Below are 16,302 nucleotides of genomic sequence, written 5' to 3'. Positions count from 1 at the left end.
CCCATGAAAAATAACATAAAACACACGTAATAATAATTAATAATAACGTAGAAGGATAACATCTTGCCGTCTCTCCGGAGATGGCGGTTGACCCGCCGTCTCCTTCTCGACGGTCTCCCCGAGCCCCTCACCGCAGTGGTTCCCCAACGGTCGCCCGCGGCTCACAGTCCTACGGCTCTCAGAAACCCAGGGTAACCGGTGTGAGTGTTGGGGTTAGGGTTAATAAATTCATTCGCTTCATCACCAATAGTAATAAACCCCACGAATAATCATGAAAACCGAAATTGCCCCCTGCATGCACCCACGCCATTGGTGTCGGATCAGCGGCCCGGTTTGGCCGGGTCGTTGGCCCGGCACCAATGACGTGAATGCAAGGCAGGTATAGGCACTATATATGTTTAGTATTTTTGTATTTATATTAATTACCTTATCGAGTGATCAAGAAAATACTTATGTATTACCCTAATTTTTTATGTATATTACGCAATTCTCGATAGTTGTTTATCACTAATTTGATAATGCTTACTTAGTAAATGGTCTTGAAATAGAAAGGTATTTAAGATAGAAACTGATAAAGTAGGTATGTGAAGGGGGCGCTATACTGTCGTAGTACGGACCTTGATAGCCTAATTATATGCGCATTTAACGCCATAATAATGGCAAAACTTGGTCTTGTGAGTAAGGATGAAGCACTAGACGTCCTATGGGAATACCTCGTAAATATTGACTATGAAATTAAGGTGATTCGTGGATAAAGCCATTAAATTATTACAATTAAACAAAATTTGTTTAACCACCTGGAGTAAGATTACTATTTTTACAAAAATTAACCGATTATGGTGCGAAAACGTTTAGTATAGATTACGAGGATGGCTAACTAAAGGCAAGCCCTGGTGGGCCCGCCGGGATTTGAACCCGGGATCTCCCGGTATCTCCGGTTTATACCTTATCAGCCGGGCGCTTTACCTGGCTAAGCTACGGGCCCTGTCTGTTTATATCTTCACGGTTTTTATGTTTTTCTTCCTTGACGTTTCATCCTTTATCGGAGTTGTTTTCTCATGGTAATCATAATAGATCCCTTATGGGGTGTGGAGAAACCTTTTTGTTCCAGTATTTGTTTTTCGTGTTGATGAGTGATCACGGTGTTAGTATTGGTAGGTTAATTGGCAGAATATTAATTGATTGGTTCTTCCTTAGCGTTATTGGTGTGTTGATTTATGTTCTATACATAAACATCGTGTTTTACCTATTGCCCCAGTCCTGGAAGGCGTTTTTGATGTCTTACGATAGTGTTGTTAGGTCTGCCGTAATTGTTACGATAGGTGCAATACTCGTTTGGGATACTGGGAAGAGGATCAGTGATTACATTAGTAGGTATGATAATGTTAGAGGCACCGTGCTTAAGTTCGTGTTAGATACCGTGCTCATAGTGGCAATACTGATAGCATTGGCAGTAACATTTGAAAGGTTCGGTTTATCAATTGCCGCCTTCTCCGGTACAGCCGTTGGTATCATCATAGGTCTTGCCGCCCAACAAACCCTCTCAAACGTCATTGCCGGTATTGTGATAATAATGACAGGTAGGTATAAACCTGGCGACAGGATCACAATAGTTAATTGGAGATATGGCGTGATTAGGGTTATGTACCCACACGAGGGATTACCCAATGGCTTCACGGGAACAATCAAGAACATAACCCTAATGTTTACGGAGGTCATTAGTGACGGTGGTTGGTTGTACACGATACCCAACTACGTAATGCTTGACGCCCTTCTAATTCATAGAAACGCTTCACCCTTTAAACGCGTCAGGGCTAGGGTCGACCTGCCGTCTAGCATCGATCCCTGGACCTTCGAGGAGAGGATCAGGGATAAACTCAGGAATGGCGGTGTCAAGGATGTCAGGGTTAGGGTTGGCGAGACCTGGCAGAGCACAAGCATGTATCAGGCAATAATCGAGGTTCTTGCTGACGGCAATGCTGACGGTGAGGAGATAAAGGATAGGGTGCTCAGGGAGGCCATAAGGATTAGAAACGAATTAAACAAACAGCAATGAATTTTTAATAGATTAAAGATAATCACAGCAGGTAATCAAACTCCTCGAGACCAAGCCTCTTCAACGTGTCCTTGGTCGGTTTACCATCAACCCAACCCCTCAACTTGTAGTAAACCTTAATGCCCTCATCAAATATCTTAGCTGCTGAATGACCCTTAGCTGGGCCATCAGGTATTGGCTCCCTCATCCTAGGCGGCAACTCATCCTTAACCCACTTACCCTCCCTAACCCAGTGCAACCTCTCTACATTGAATATCCTCTCACCAATACTCAAAACATCCTGTGGTGTCAAGTCCCAACCGAAGGCTGCGTTGTATAGGTCTGCAAAATCCTTCTCAGTGTCTATATTTGGCATTAGGTTTTCGAACTTGCAGAACACTGTTGAGTCAACAACGGCGAATAAGTCCTGGTTCCACTTAACAAGTCTTGCCTGCCTCTCAATGCACTCCTGGGTTTCGCAGAATGGGTCAACCCTCTCAGGGACACCGAAGATCTCCCACGTCGGTGTGTAAGCCTCTAGATGGTCACCGCCCCTATTCGCGGTGTAGTAGGCTAGTGCAAATCCCTTGAGAGCCCTTGCGTCATAGGCAGGTACCCCCTGTCCCCTAGAGCCTACGAATAACTGCGGCATTCCGTACTTAACAGCCAACCTATAATCGCCCTCCGCCAAGTCATCCCCAACACCGTCCCTATAGGCTATCTTGTATACTAAGTACTCTAGGGCACCAGCATCGCCCCAGTCAACATCTAGGTTGAGCTTACCGTTCTTCGCAAGCTCAACAGCCATTGCCAGGGTGTTGCCTAGGCTTATTGTGTCTAGACCAAGTTCATTAGCCAACTTCTGCAGCTTTATGTCTGCCTCAGGGTCTGTTAAACCAATGTTTGGCCCAAGCGCCCACGTATTCTCATACTCCTGTTTCACGTACTTCTCGGTAGTGCTTATCTTGAACGGGCCCGACTTAACGACAGGCATTTGCGTGCATGCTATTGGACAGTTGTAGCATCCGTGCACCTCCGTTGGGTAATGATCCTTAATGTACTCCTCACTGACCGGGGTTACATCCTTAAGCTTCCCAGTACCACCGAAGTTGTAGTGCGGTAGGGCGCCTATTGCCTGTACTATGTTCATTAGGACGTTCGTGCCGTACTTATGGAGCGTTTTCGTGGTGTCGTGGACCGCGATCCTCTTGACTATGTCGTTATTCACCTTCATGAACCTAGCCCTATCAACAACCTCCTTATACAGGTCTCTGGTGCCCCATACGAGGATTCCCTTGAGTAGCTTACTTCCCATCACTGCACCAACACCGCCCCTGCCGGCGAATCTCTCGTAATCGCTCATCCTAATTCCCGCAAACCTAACCAGGTTCTCACCGGCTGGTCCAATAACGGCAACCCCAGCCTTTGTCTCGTCTGGTGGGAAGCCGTTTTCCTCAAGTATCATTTTCGTGGAGGCGCCAGTCCACTTGCCCCAAATGTGCTTGGCGGGCTTAAGCTTTGGTTCTCCATCCTTGATGACGAGGTAGACTGGTTCGTCAGCCTTGCCCTCGATTACTAAGCCATCATAACCCGACTTCCTAAGCCAGTATGAGAAGTTACCACCAGCGTTTGCGTGCGTGTATACGCCGGTTAATGGGGACCTCGTCGTTACGTTAACCCTACTTGATGATATTGTGGCTATGCCGCTCAATGGACCTGAGAATATGTAGAGCTTATTGCTTGGGTCAAGTGGGTCTATGCCCCTTGGTATCTCCTTAAGGGCTAGGTAGGCTGCTAAACCCCTACCGCCAAGGAACTTCTTTAGGAGATCCTCCTTGATTACCTCCTCACTAAAGTGTTCACGGGATAGGTCTACTCGTAGTATTCTGAATACTGTCATAATCAGTGTTGTTTTTCAGTATTATTTAAAGGCGTTGTTATCGGTAATTTAATAATTATTCAGATAATTATAAATCAATAACCTATGTCTATGGCACAACGGTAATTATATAGGCGGTATAGTTTAAAGTGGCCCGGCATTGATTTTGTCGATGGTTAAGTTCCCGTATTGGGTAATCGAGGAAGCCCTAGCCGGTTCATCAATGCCTCTTGATGAGGATACGGTGGCCATGTGGTATAGAATGAGGATCAGGGCTGTGGTTATCTTGGTCGAGGAATGGGAATTCACACTGGAGGGTTGGGACTTCAACGACTACGTGGATACCCTACATAGGTTTGGTATTGATTACCTGCACGTACCAACGAGGGATGGTTATGCACCACCTGAGGATGAACTCTACAGTATTGTTACCTGGATTGATAAGAACATAATGAGTGGAAAACCTGTACTTGTTCATTGCCATGCTGGTATTGGTCGTTCACCAACGGTTATAGCCGCCTACTTAATGTATAGGAGGGGGCTTAGTGCTGATGATGCCATTGAGTTAGTGGGTAGGTATAATGATGAATTGTCAATAACCAATGAGCAGTACCTAGCGCTTATTGCCTTTGAGCATTATTTAAAAAGCGTTAGTCGTTAAATACCCTGGATCTTCAATACTCCCTAACCCTTATTAGCGACCCAAGCGCCACCAATAATGCTCCCATGACCATTATTACCGATCCATAGATGGCGATCGTAAATGGGGAGCTTGGTGAATATTCCAAGGCGAACAGTAGCGCTGCGGTGGTTAAAGGCCCTATCGACGCATTTATGTTCCAACCAAAGGCAACCGCGCTCCACCTAATCTCTGTTGGGAATATGGACGTGAAGTATAGGGTTTGGGGTGCTGCGGTTAGGCCGAATAATATGCCCATTAATAGGCTTGTGTATATCGATAGTGGGTTCATTGTGAATGCTAGGTACACTATAAGTGGGCTTAGCAAAAGCATTAATGTGGATGGTATTATGAAGGATGACCTAATGCCCACGAGCCTTATGAGGAAACCACTAAGTAATTCACCAATAACTGCGCCAATGCCACCATAAATACCGAGCACCAGGGCCCATGTGTAGGCTTTATCCGGCGGTAGGCCGAGTTTTGGCGCAACTATATCACGCATTACGTAGGGCCAATACCCAGATCCGCCGTAGTAGTAAATCGTTAATCCTAGATTTATTAGGATCAGGGCTATGAAAGGTATCCAATACTGCGATAAAACGATACTAAGTGGTACCTTAACCGCTCCACGGGTCTTAACTCGTTCAAGCCATTCCATGGATTCCGAACCCCATAATCTAATGATTAGGGCTATGAGTGCGGGTATGGCACCCGTTATGAATAATATCCTCCAGCCAATTATGGCAAAGGATTCGCGCATTATGGATTTTGCGCTCAGGGTTACAAAGGATGTTAAGAATACAGCCCAGGAGAGGCCTGAGTACATGACACCGTTTATGTATGGTCTAATGTTCCTTGGCGTTAGTTCCAGGGCCCATGTGGCACCACCGCCGGCCTCACCGCCAAGTCCAATACCCTGCAGCATCCTCATGGTGTACAGCAATACGGGTGCTGCAATGCCTACTGTGGTGTATGTCGGTAATAACCCTATGGATAATGTTGCTAAACCGACAAGTGCTGCGTCTATGATGGTGGCTGCCCTCCTACCGTGAACATCACCGATCCAGCCGAAGATCATCGCCCCTATGGGCCTGACGAAGTATGTCGATGCGAAGGCCCCCCAGGTCTCTATTGCGCTAATTATGGCTAACTTTGATGGGAAGAAGTAAATCTCGAGTATTGGTGCCAGCGATGCGAAGAGTATTATGTCGTAGTACTCAAGGCCCCAGACAAGCATTGTGCTGATTGCAGCTAGTAGGCTTTGCTTGATGGTTAATTGCCTTGGTACTGAACCAGACACGGTTATCGATTATAATTCTCCTTAATAATTTTTTCCCTCATTACTCTTCATTATTTGGTTTGATTTAATTAGGGGTTTCCCGGTGGTATTAATTTGTTGAGTATCAGGAATATAGTCAATGCTTACGATCAATTGGATGCGTTTGATCTCAGGGTACTCAGGATTATAGAGATTGGTCATAGGAAGTTTGAGTTCGTACCACTTGACGTGATCGTTAATTGGAGTAAGAAGCCTGAGGAGTTGATTGGTAAATCACTGAGGAGGCTCAATTCCCTAGGTATGGTCATTAGGTATAGGGGTAATTACACTGGCTATAGGTTAACGTTCATGGGTTATGACGCACTGGCGCTGCATACGTTAGCGAAGAGGGGTATTGTGGAGGCACTGAGCCCTACACCGATTGGTGTTGGTAAGGAGTCTGACGTGTACGCGGGCGATGCCATTGGTGGTGGGAAGATTGTCCTTAAGTTTCATAGGCTTGGTAGGACTAGCTTTAGGCAGATTAAGAGGTTTAGGGCTTGGATTGGCGATAGGAGGCACATAACCTGGCTTTATGAGTCTAGGTTATCGGCGCACACGGAGTATAAGGCGCTTGTCCTCGCATACAATGCTGGACTTAGCGTTCCTAAACCAATAACCGTTAACAGGCATACGGTGGTTATGTCCTACATAAACGGTGCATTGTTATCCGAGGTTGACGAAGTTGATGATGTTGAGGATGTTTACTGGGGAATTATTGAGGATGTTAGGAAAATGTTTAGGGATGTGGGTATTGTGCACGGTGACCTCAGTGAGTTTAATGTAATGATTAGTCTGGATGATAATAAACCATACATAATAGACTGGCCCCAGTGGGTTCCGAGGAATGCGGTTGGTGCCCTAGACCTGCTCCATAAGGATATACTCAACGTGACTAGGTTCTTTGTACGTAGGTTCGGCCTTGATGTTGATGTTGAGGAGGTCTTTAATTACGTTATTGGTGGTGTTGAGGTGAAGGAGGAGAGTCTTGAGGAGGCTTTGGAGGAACTTCTTGGTAGTGAGGGACTTGGTGAATTGATGGGGTCTGAGGGTGAGGAGGAGTTCGAGGATTATTGAACATGAATGTGTTAGTTAAGGTAATAAGCCTATACATAATTAATTATTGTGCTCATTGAGAGATTAGCGTCAGGTCCCATAATTGGGATTGATATTAATGGTAGGAGGTTTTCCTACGCCGTATTTAATAATGGTGATATTATCGAGAGGGGCACTGTTGATCCGCAGGATTTGATAAGGATTGTTAAGAGGATTAGGCCGAGCGCGATTGCTGTTGATAATATTGGTGAGGTGATGGAGTTAAGCCCCGGCATAATTAAGAGGTTGGGTAGGCTGCCCTTCAACGTTTACCTGGTTCAGGTAACTAGGGTTAGCCCAGATACGGAGGAGTCGATGGAGGTCCTTGTTAATAAGTACTTTGGACTGAGCATCGGTAAGCTTGACCCGGACACGACCGCGGAGTACCTGGCAAGGCTTTGCTCAATGGGTGTTGGCTCTATTGTTAAGGTTTATGAGCCGGAGACTAGGATTGTGATCAAGGCTTCCATATCAACCACACCAGGTGGTATGAGTAGGAATAGGTTTGAGAGGAATATTGCGCATAGGATTAGGTATCTAGCTAAAGAGATTAAGGAGAGGCTTGAGAAGGGTGGTATTGATTATGACATGTTCATAGCGCCAGAGAGTGAGGGTTTAAGATCCGTGGTTTTCATAGCTTACGCCGACAGAACCACCATAAGGTCGATAATAAAGCCGCGTAGGAGCATGGATGTTAAGGTAATTGTAGAATCCGTACCGAGTGACTCAATAAAGTTCGCGGGTCTTACAGAGACTGAAGCCGTTGAGGTTGGTGGTGCTATTAAGGATAGGAAGCTCATTGTTGGTATAGATCCTGGCATAGTTACGGGCTTGGCGATACTCGACATGAATGGTAATGTGTTAACACTACATAGTGGTAAGAACCTTAGCAGGAGGCATGTTCTCAGGATAGTTTACCAATATGGAACACCAATACTCGTTGCCGTGGACACCGCCAAACCCTCTGATTACGCAAAGAAGTTAGCCGCCATGATCGGTGCGGTGCTATACTACCCAGATAAGGACCTAAGCATCTCCGAAAAGAGTGAGATAGTCGTTAAGGTATCCCGTGAGCAGGGCATTGTGGTTAAGGATCCACACATGAGGGATGCGCTCGCTGCCGCTTATAAGTCATTTATGCAATTAAAGCCTAAGCTTGATAGGGTTGAGGATGAGGTCAGGAGGAGCATTGCTAGGGTTATTGATGAGGCTAAGGCTCTGGTCATTAAGGGGATGCCCATAAAGCAGGCAGTTGATGAGGCGAGTAGGAAAATCGAGGTACAACCGCAACAGGAGGTTAAGGTTGTGCAGCAGGAGAGGTGTGAGTGTGAGTGCGATAGGATTCGCAGTGAGTATGAGGGGATGATAAGGGCATTAAATGCCGAAGTTGAAAGGCTCAATAAACTATACATGGAAACCAAGGAGAGGGTTGAGGAGCTATTAAGTAATTACGATCTAGAAGCCAGGAAGGATCAATTGGTTAGGGCTTTGTCAGCCAGGGTTGAGATTCTGGAGGGCGATGTTGAGAAGTACAGACGTAAAGTTATGGAGCTTGAGGATAGCCTCAGAAGATTTGTGGAGGATTTCGTGGATTACATAAGGGGTAGAAAATACGTGCTAATAAGGTTTAATGAGGACCTTGATATAAACATTATCGCCCAGATGCGTAATGCCATCCCCCTCATGACCCTAGGCGAGCTTACGCGTGTAGGTATTGATAAGTTGATAAGCGCTGGAGTAAGTTCCATAGTATTAATTGATGTTAATGACAAGAATATATTAAGACCCATTTGGAAGAGGGGTTTGAGGGTTATTCCCCTAGGTATTGTTTATAATGGTGTAGTAAGCAAGGTCGTGTTTATTGATGGGTCGGTAATCAATAGCGCCATGGAATCACTTGGTAAGGAGTTACTAAGTGTTGTTGATGAGGATTATTTAAGGCGTATGATTAATGAGTATAGGCGTTTGAGAAGTATTTAGTTAGAACAGGGTTACTTTGTTCTTAACCACTAAATCGGTTAATGCCGTTATGTTCTCCAATTCCTCATTGACGATACCCTCAACCTCACTCTTCACCTCGCCAGTCAATTCAGCGCCAGACTCTGTCAGCAACTCTACATTAGCTACTAATGGTTCATTTATTGGTTTACCAATCTGGCTTAATAAATAGACGTAGACCTCTCTCAATCCCTTAACCTCACCATAGATTCTCTCGGCAATCTTGTTAGCAAGCACATTGTATAACTTACCTATGTGGCTAACAGGGTTCTTACCAGCCGTGGCCTCCATAGTCATTGGTCTCATGGGCGTTATTAACCCATTGGCCCTATTACCACGGCCTACGGCTCCATCATCGCCATGCTCTGCAGACGTACCTGTGACCGTTATGTAATATATCCCGTGCTCGGGCTTATCGGCTGCATTCACCGTGACGTCTACGGTTAAGTTAGGCGTTATTTTAGCGGCTAGGTCTAGGACTTTGTTCTTTACCTCCTCCTTAACGTTTAGGTAGTGATCCTTATCCTTAACGAGTGATGATATTAATGCTGACGCTATTGTTAACTTCACATCTTTACCAATCCTTAGGCCCATGACCTTTACATCCTCACCAACCTCAGGTAATTTTGCCTTAAACTCCCTTGAATTAAGTAGCCTCTCGGTCTCAAGCACGAGCCTCTCCGTATCTGTTAATGGCGCGAAGCCAACACCTATCGATGTATCGTTAGCGAGTGGTACCTTAACGGCCTTAACACCAAGTTCATAGACACCGACTAGGTCTGTGGATCCCATACCAACCCTATAATCAATAACGACGTGCTTGTCTGGATCGAGAAACCTAAAGTTCTCCTTAATCCACTCCTTAATTGATGATATTATTATTGGGCCAACAGGTACCTTCTCAACACCTGTGGCGGTTTTAACCTCCGTAGTGACCCTGCCAGCGACCAATATGTATATGGGTTGCAGTACATCGCCACCGCCAAACCGTGGATTTGCTTGACCACCAACAACAAGAACCTTATCAACATTATGATGAAGTATCACGCCGTACTTCTCAAGGTAATAGTTGGACAAGGCCCTGCTGACGGCTTCGGCCGATGCATCGGCAATGTAGTCAGGGTGTCCGAGGCCCTTCCTCTCCACCAATTCCACGTTTAGCTCTGAGACGGGTTTTCTATTGATCGTGTTTATTGTTATGGTTCTTGCCATGCCCATCACCCCATGGTCTCCTCAGACGTTATATACAACACCTGTGTGCCTCTAATTACTAACCTACCGTACTTAACAACCACATTCTCACCCTTCTGATCCATCTCCTCACCCTCATCAAGTATTAGGTTCATGCAATCATCGTAATTGGCCAGAACGCCCCTTAGTACCCTATTGTTCTTGAGCTTCACAGTTACGTGCTTACCAACCATCTTTTGCAATACTTTCATGGGCTGTTGCGGTCTCTCCATTAGGTTCGTGCCGAAATCACCTATATTTAAATCTTAACACCCACTGAGAGTATCAAAAGTAACAATACAAATAGATAAAGAGCACTATAGCATCGGTAGTAAGTACGACCTACTCTTTACTCCGTTTCAATCCTAGAATACTCGAGAACCTGGTCTATCAACTCAATATGGGCAAGGAGAGTCCTCCTACAGCAATAACGCGTAACGCCTAAATCATCAAGCACCTTCTCTGGATTCTCACTCTTAAGGACCCTCTGCCTAAATGGTTCCCAAAGATGCCCAAGCGGTCTCCCACAGGTCCAGCACCTTATTGGAACAATCATGCAACTTCCAGGAATTATTACCCCTTTAAATTGCTTTTGCGAAGCACCTCAATCATAGTGTTGGCATAATAGAACATGAATGCTGTGGTATAAATACTGTCCCTACCGAAGGGAGAGAGTATGTTGGGTTTGGAGTTCGTTCTTACAATCATCTATAGGCCTTCTGACGTTTACTCCTAGCATGCTTAAGACCTGGTTTCTTCGGCTCCGTCCTCCTTGGATCTCCCTTAATCATTGATGGGTCATAGGTCATGTAAAGCCTGAGTAATTCCGTGTTTTGGAAGTATTCAACCAACCCCCTGGCTATTGCCATCCTCACCGCAGTTGCCTGGCCCATGAACCCACCACCCCTAACTGTGACATCAACATCGACCTTACTCACCAAGGACTTACCTGCCAGGAGCAGCGGCTCCATCATCCTCATCCTAGCCATCTCTATAGGCCATACCTCAATCGGTATGCCGTTAACCCTAACCCTACCAATACCTGGCCTAATGACCGCCTTAGCAATGGCAGTCTTCTTCTTACCAACAGCAATAACAACCCTTAAGCCGGCGACCTCCTGCGTAGTCGTGTTAGGTATAGTCCTCGGCAACGCCGATGTGTTAGTTTGCTGCTCACTCATTCACCACCACCCTTACCCTGAGCCTTTTTAAGCCTCGCCTCCCAAGCCTCCCTAGCCCTAACCCACTCCTCATAGCGCTTGGGCTCTATGTGCTTCCAAAGCTCCTCAAGCGTTACGTACTTGGCACCGGGCCTTATCGATAGTAGGGCGCCCTTTATGACGACTTTATCAGCATTGACGTACTGCGGTGGGACGCCCATGAAGACCCTAACCCTCCTAAGTGCCTCCCTACCCCTTCCACTCTTCCTTGGTAACATCCCCCTAATCACCCTCCTCAAAATCCTATCAGGCTTCCTAGGTATCTTTGGACCAGCCTTCTCGGGGTTGTAATGTGTCAACCACTCACTAACCCTTGTCTTATACCAATTAAGCACCATGTTGAAGTCGCCCGTAACAACCGCCTTCTCGGCATTGATAATAACAACCCTCCTACCCTCCAAAGCCCACTTGGCAACTACGGAAGCTAGCCTACCAACCACGTGGTTCGTGGCATCAACAACGACCTCATTAGGCGATGGCGGGTTCCTACCAGCCTCAATAACCCTACTGCTCATCAACACCACCTTACATAATAACCTTAACATTACTACCCCTATTATTCCGCCTAACCAACTCAGGTATTGATATCGCCTCAGAACCAGCCTTCTTTATAGAGTCAAGGGCACCCTTGGAAAAGGACCAGGCAGCTATCGTGACCTTCTTGCTCAATACACCATGACCAAGCACCTTACCCGGCACCACAACAACATCACCATCATTGACGAGCCTGTTTATCCTACCCACATTAACCTCAACCCTCTGCCTAGTCGGTTTCTCAAGTAAGTCAGCAACGTAATCCCAAATCCCCGCCTTATACTCATTGGCTGCTCGTCTAAGGAATCTAATCAACATGCGTAACTCCTCATTCGTTGGGCCAGTTGGGTTCGGCATCGCAAGAAGCATCAAAGGCATCCCTTTTTAAATAATTTGTGGTCGTACGACCAATCACTCCTCAATACCGAACTCCTCACCGCCCTGCTCCTCGGCAGGTAACTCGCCAACCTCCTCACCACCCTGTGGCGGTGCCCCTCCCCTGGATAACTCTAGCTCGAGTTCGTTCACGAACTCCTGGAACTTACCCTTCAATATCCTAAAGCCCTCCCTAACCATATCCTCGACAGGCATGTTACCGAAACTCTCAACCCAAAACACGTACTTATTCTCATCCCAATCCACCCTTATCGCTGGGCACACCTGCTCGCATGCCTTCCACCTATTGAATGTGCATTTAAGGATATCATTCACGACTATTGATCCGTCATCCCTAATCTCCATGGCGCCATTGCAAATATCAATACATACACGGCACTTATCAGAGGCCTTATCCATGACCGTAACCCTCGGGTAATAATGATACGCAGCCAAGCCTGCCTGCCACTTTGCGTGGTTCCTAGCCCTACCAAGCCTTGCATAGGCTTCAAGAACAACCTTCTGGCCAGGCACTAGCTTGACTATTGGTATGTCCTCATAGACAGGCCTAACCTCGGGATCGTCTGACTTGAGGTCCCTGCTGTAGACCACCATGGGCTCCTTAGCCTCGACATTAAGCTCAAACCTAACCTGGCATAGGCTCGGGTCCACAAGCTCCTGCTCACACTCCTCGATCTTTGGGAGTTTCCTGAGGTCGGTCTTTATCGGTATCATGGCTAGCCTATGGGCTATAACCTCATCGTAAAGTACGGATGTGTTATCTAAGATTATAACGTCGTCAATCGCCAGAACAGGCACATCAGATACCAAAACCCTCCTTAACGAATTAACTAATGACGGCTCCACCCCCTCAACAATCACCTTCAAATACGCATCAGACTTGTCAATAATCCTCGCCGAAACCACGCAAGACCGAGCTATTTTGAGTAAATAAACATTTCTAATGGTATGCCCATTCCCACATCCCCACGTCCCTAATCACCCTTCATCTCCTGTCGGGACTTTGTCCCCCATCCTCGGGGCATCAGTGTTCAGGTTGCCACGGGGCTGGCTCCTGGTGGGGCGACAACCCCACTAGGACTGTGTAGTCTTATTTTATCCGAAATTAAGCCTTCTTTATCGAAAAATTTATGAAAAGCCGTCGATGTTTTTAATATCAAAGTATACACGATCAATTGGGTCAACACCATAAGCAATAAAACCCTCACCTGGTATGTTTTTAACGGCGATAAGTTTGTGCGGTGTCGCGAATTAAATAAGTACAATGCTTGTGCGGTTAGTCGTGTTTTAACCTGCGTTTAGGATCGTTCCATCCTTCCCAATCCTGGTACTTGTCGAATTACTTAAGACCAAAATCCGCAGTAATCACCTTAGCTGCGAATCCTTGAGGAATTCCCCCTTATCGCCATGGCGATGCCGGTACCCACAAGAACTATGAGCAGGTTCACGGCTAAGGCGATCACCGCTATATAAACCAGGTGACCAGCTATTGGGTATAGTGGGTTAAATGCTTTGTGTTTGTATGGTGTCACGAATAGGTAGACCCCCAATCCAAGGCCGACAGCCCAACCAACCATTAACGAGTACTTATCAAGCCTATCCGTCACTAGGCCTAGGAATACTGATGGCAAGGTCTGCGTGATTATTATACCACCGAGAAGCTGAAGCCATATTGCGTACGTAGCTGGTACAATAAACACGAAACCCAGCGCCAGGAACTTAAAGACTACGGAGGCCCACTTGGCAACCCTAGTCTCACCCTGTGGTGTTATCCCTGGATATAGAGGCTTAACAAGGTTCCTGACCAACAGGTTCGCCTGGCTCATCGCCATTATAGCCGCAGGAACTAAACCACCGACAAATACCCCAAGTAATGCCAAAGCCGCCAACCACTCGGGCAGGGTCGTAACCGCCAACGTTGGTATTACTAAGCTACCCCTGGCGCTCGGTGGGAATAGGCTTAGTATCTTCATGGCTGAGGTGTCGCCGTAAACCAATATGCCGTACATAGCTAATAACGCTAATGCTACTCCATAGATAGGCAGTAAAGCCGTACTTAGGGCAAGTTTCTTATCGCTCTCAGCACTCAGTGCGCCATTGACAGCGTGCGGATACAAATATAGTGCCAATGCACTGCCTACCCAAAGCGTTGTGTAGGCTGCTGCGAAGGGTGTTTTTAAGAAATCAACACCACTTGCTAGTAAGCCCTTTGTTGTTGATGCAGCTAGTGTGGCTGCCTTAAATGCCGTTGAGAAGACACCAGATATCGCAAAAGGTGCTGCAGCAAGTATTGCAATGACGCCCAGAAACACCAGTGCATCCTTAAACACCGCAGTTAACGTGGCACCCCTTAAGCCACTGGTGTACGTGAAGGCAGCCAGTATAATGAAGGCTATCGTCAATGCTAAATCACTGACTAACTTTATATTCTTCACAATACCGAGGAGCATTATCGTCAATACCGCCTGCATACCAACTATCTGAAGGGCTATGTATGGGAACTCAGCCACAATACCCGTAGCCGCTATGAAGCCGGCCAGTAGCTTACTGTTAAACCTATCTTGAACGAAGTCAGCAGCCGTCACATAATTCCTCAACCTACTCCACCTCCAAAGCACGGGCATGGTTACTGAGGCGACGGCGAATGTCGTGGCAACGTAAGGTACTGCGAAGAAGTAAAGAGCGCCGCTGGCAAATACCCCCGAAGGCACAGCAATGAATGTGTAAGCCGTATACAAGTCAGCACCGACCAGGAACCAGACCAAGAAGGTGCCGAGCCTACGACCAGCCAACGCCCACTCATGTAACTGGCTTAGGTCGCCTCTACGCCAACGTGCACCGTAAAAGCCCAGGAAGACGAATATCACAAAGAACCCCAGGAATATACCCCAACCTAGTGGGCCGACTAGGGGACTCATTACCATCACCTCCTACCTGGGTATAGTATGAACACGGCTATTATGAATAGTATTGACGACACAACAAGCCACAGCGTTTGGAACCAGTAGAAGAACGGTATGCCACCAAGCTCAGGCTGCGCAGTGTTATATAGCGGTAGTAATAGGTAGAATATCCACGGTATTGTAAATAACACGCCAGCCACAACCTTTCTCCATGTAGCTACCCTCTCCGTAGTCTTGGTCGTCATGATAATAATTACTGTAGTCTGTTTTTTAAATAATACCTCTAAAGGTAAATAAATTAGTCTGTGAACAAATGAGTTATAGTGTATGGTGAAGATACTACATATAAGTGATGCCCATGGGGAACGAGGCTTAATAGATAAACTAAAGAACCTAATGGGCACTATTGATATAATTACCGTAGGTGGGGATTTTGAGGACGTCGGCATTTTAGACCTACTTAGCAGGTTTGGTAAGCCTGTCTATGCTGTGTTGGGTAATATGGATCCACTGGGCATTAGGGTTAGGGTATCTAAATACCTCATTGAGGGGCGTATCATAGACATAGGTAAAGACCTATATTTAGCTGGTTACCCGATCGAGATCGGCACAGCAGAGGGGTTAGGACGTAAATTGATAGTATTAAGTCATTATCCGCCCTATGATTGTAAGGTAGATATGGCCTGGGGTGGTAGGCACATTGGTAGTAAAGCCGTTAGGGAGTTTATTGAGCGTGCTAAACCGTTGGTGATGCTCACGGGGCATGTACACGAATCACCAGGTGTTGATGATATTGGAGGTACGGTGGTAGTGAATCCAGGGCCTTTTTATGAAGGCCGTTATGCCATAGTACATATTAGTGAGTATGGGGCAATTAAAGTTGAGTTGGGTAGGTTATGAAAACCACCCGGAGGAAATTCCTCCGGGTGGTTTGGCGTGGGTGCATGCAGGGGACGTTATGTTAATTTTAGGCATTAATTTATTGGTATTGTTTAATTTTTATTAACGTGTT

17 protein-coding genes and 1 tRNA gene are annotated in these 16,302 nt (G+C 46.4%); 6 read left to right on the top strand and 12 right to left on the bottom strand.

Annotated elements, in window-relative coordinates; all coding sequences use genetic code 11:
* Window positions 1-584: 584 nt before the first annotated feature.
* The gene (locus tag B7L70_RS13770; RefSeq protein WP_202908719.1) at window positions 585-755 is read left to right on the top strand and encodes a hypothetical protein; all 171 of its coding nucleotides are present in this window, start codon (window positions 585-587) and stop codon (window positions 753-755) included.
* 136 nt (window positions 756-891) lie between these two features.
* Here B7L70_RS13770 and B7L70_RS08640 read toward each other — a convergent pair.
* Window positions 892-985 (bottom strand) — tRNA-Ile (locus tag B7L70_RS08640).
* A 144-nt stretch (window positions 986-1,129) separates the two neighbouring features.
* Here B7L70_RS08640 and B7L70_RS08635 point away from each other — a divergent pair.
* Window positions 1,130-2,056, top strand: a complete 927-nt coding sequence (locus tag B7L70_RS08635) for a mechanosensitive ion channel family protein (protein WP_081227451.1) — start codon at window positions 1,130-1,132, stop codon at window positions 2,054-2,056.
* A 22-nt stretch (window positions 2,057-2,078) separates the two neighbouring features.
* Here the strand turns inward: B7L70_RS08635 and B7L70_RS08630 are convergent, their stop codons facing one another.
* On the bottom strand, window positions 2,079-3,935 hold the full coding sequence (locus B7L70_RS08630) for an aldehyde ferredoxin oxidoreductase family protein (protein WP_081227450.1): 1,857 nt from the start codon (window positions 3,933-3,935) through the stop codon (window positions 2,079-2,081).
* Between the two features lie 151 nt (window positions 3,936-4,086).
* On the opposite strand from B7L70_RS08630, the gene B7L70_RS08625 reads away from it, so the two are divergent.
* Complete coding sequence (locus tag B7L70_RS08625) at window positions 4,087-4,575, top strand: dual specificity protein phosphatase family protein (RefSeq protein ID WP_081227449.1); 489 nt, start codon at window positions 4,087-4,089, stop codon at window positions 4,573-4,575.
* A gap of 13 nt (window positions 4,576-4,588) precedes the next feature.
* On the opposite strand, the gene B7L70_RS08620 is transcribed toward B7L70_RS08625, so the two are convergent.
* Window positions 4,589-5,896: an MFS transporter gene (locus B7L70_RS08620; protein WP_081227448.1), complete on the bottom strand. Its 1,308-nt coding sequence runs from the start codon at window positions 5,894-5,896 to the stop codon at window positions 4,589-4,591.
* Between the two features lie 96 nt (window positions 5,897-5,992).
* Between B7L70_RS08620 and B7L70_RS08615 the strand changes: the two genes are divergently transcribed.
* Together B7L70_RS08615 and B7L70_RS08610 are read left to right on the top strand one after the other, a co-directional pair.
* Window positions 5,993-6,991: an RIO1 family regulatory kinase/ATPase gene (locus tag B7L70_RS08615; RefSeq protein WP_081227454.1), complete on the top strand. Its 999-nt coding sequence runs from the start codon at window positions 5,993-5,995 to the stop codon at window positions 6,989-6,991.
* Between the two features lie 48 nt (window positions 6,992-7,039).
* Window positions 7,040-8,989 (top strand): DUF460 domain-containing protein, encoded by a 1,950-nt coding sequence (locus B7L70_RS08610; protein ID WP_081227447.1) that lies wholly within the window; start codon window positions 7,040-7,042, stop codon window positions 8,987-8,989.
* Here the strand turns inward: B7L70_RS08610 and B7L70_RS08605 are convergent, their stop codons facing one another.
* From B7L70_RS08605 to B7L70_RS08565, 9 genes are all read right to left on the bottom strand, one after another.
* Window positions 8,990-10,225 (bottom strand): methionine adenosyltransferase, encoded by a 1,236-nt coding sequence (locus B7L70_RS08605; protein ID WP_081227446.1) that lies wholly within the window; start codon window positions 10,223-10,225, stop codon window positions 8,990-8,992.
* Window positions 10,225-10,470: a U6 snRNA-associated Sm-like protein LSm6 gene (locus B7L70_RS08600; RefSeq protein WP_081227445.1), complete on the bottom strand. Its 246-nt coding sequence runs from the start codon at window positions 10,468-10,470 to the stop codon at window positions 10,225-10,227. Before B7L70_RS08600 ends, B7L70_RS08605 begins: the two co-directional genes overlap by 1 nt.
* Before the next feature lie 116 nt (window positions 10,471-10,586).
* Complete coding sequence (locus B7L70_RS08595; protein WP_081227444.1) at window positions 10,587-10,793, bottom strand: DNA-directed RNA polymerase subunit N; 207 nt, start codon at window positions 10,791-10,793, stop codon at window positions 10,587-10,589.
* Window positions 10,794-10,941: 148 nt separating this feature from the next.
* Window positions 10,942-11,418 carry a 30S ribosomal protein S9 gene (locus B7L70_RS08590; protein WP_081227443.1) on the bottom strand — a complete coding sequence of 159 codons (477 nt, stop codon included), beginning with the start codon at window positions 11,416-11,418 and terminating at the stop codon, window positions 10,942-10,944.
* On the bottom strand, window positions 11,415-11,972 hold the full coding sequence (locus tag B7L70_RS08585) for a 50S ribosomal protein L13 (RefSeq protein WP_202908718.1): 558 nt from the start codon (window positions 11,970-11,972) through the stop codon (window positions 11,415-11,417). The genes B7L70_RS08590 and B7L70_RS08585 overlap by 4 nt, the downstream gene beginning before the upstream one ends.
* A 10-nt stretch (window positions 11,973-11,982) precedes the next feature.
* Window positions 11,983-12,360, bottom strand: coding sequence for a 50S ribosomal protein L18e (locus B7L70_RS08580; protein ID WP_238376177.1), 378 nt, complete (start codon window positions 12,358-12,360; stop codon window positions 11,983-11,985).
* Between the two features lie 42 nt (window positions 12,361-12,402).
* Entirely contained in the window at window positions 12,403-13,293 is an 891-nt protein-coding gene (locus tag B7L70_RS08575) for a DNA-directed RNA polymerase subunit D (RefSeq protein ID WP_081227441.1), read from the bottom strand.
* Window positions 13,294-13,757: 464 nt separating this feature from the next.
* On the bottom strand, window positions 13,758-15,311 hold the full coding sequence (locus tag B7L70_RS08570) for a sodium:solute symporter (protein ID WP_101940267.1): 1,554 nt from the start codon (window positions 15,309-15,311) through the stop codon (window positions 13,758-13,760).
* Entirely contained in the window at window positions 15,311-15,535 is a 225-nt protein-coding gene (locus B7L70_RS08565) for a DUF3311 domain-containing protein (protein ID WP_081227440.1), read from the bottom strand. The genes B7L70_RS08570 and B7L70_RS08565 overlap by 1 nt, the downstream gene beginning before the upstream one ends.
* 82 nt (window positions 15,536-15,617) lie before the next feature.
* Here B7L70_RS08565 and B7L70_RS08560 point away from each other — a divergent pair, with 82 nt between their 5' ends.
* Window positions 15,618-16,190, top strand: coding sequence for a metallophosphoesterase family protein (locus B7L70_RS08560; protein WP_081227439.1), 573 nt, complete (start codon window positions 15,618-15,620; stop codon window positions 16,188-16,190).
* Window positions 16,191-16,302: the final 112 nt, after the last annotated feature.

Source organism: Vulcanisaeta sp. EB80, assembly GCF_002078205.2.
The sequence above is the reverse complement of the archived record's forward strand: the minus strand, read 5'-3'. Positions and strand labels throughout refer to the sequence as shown.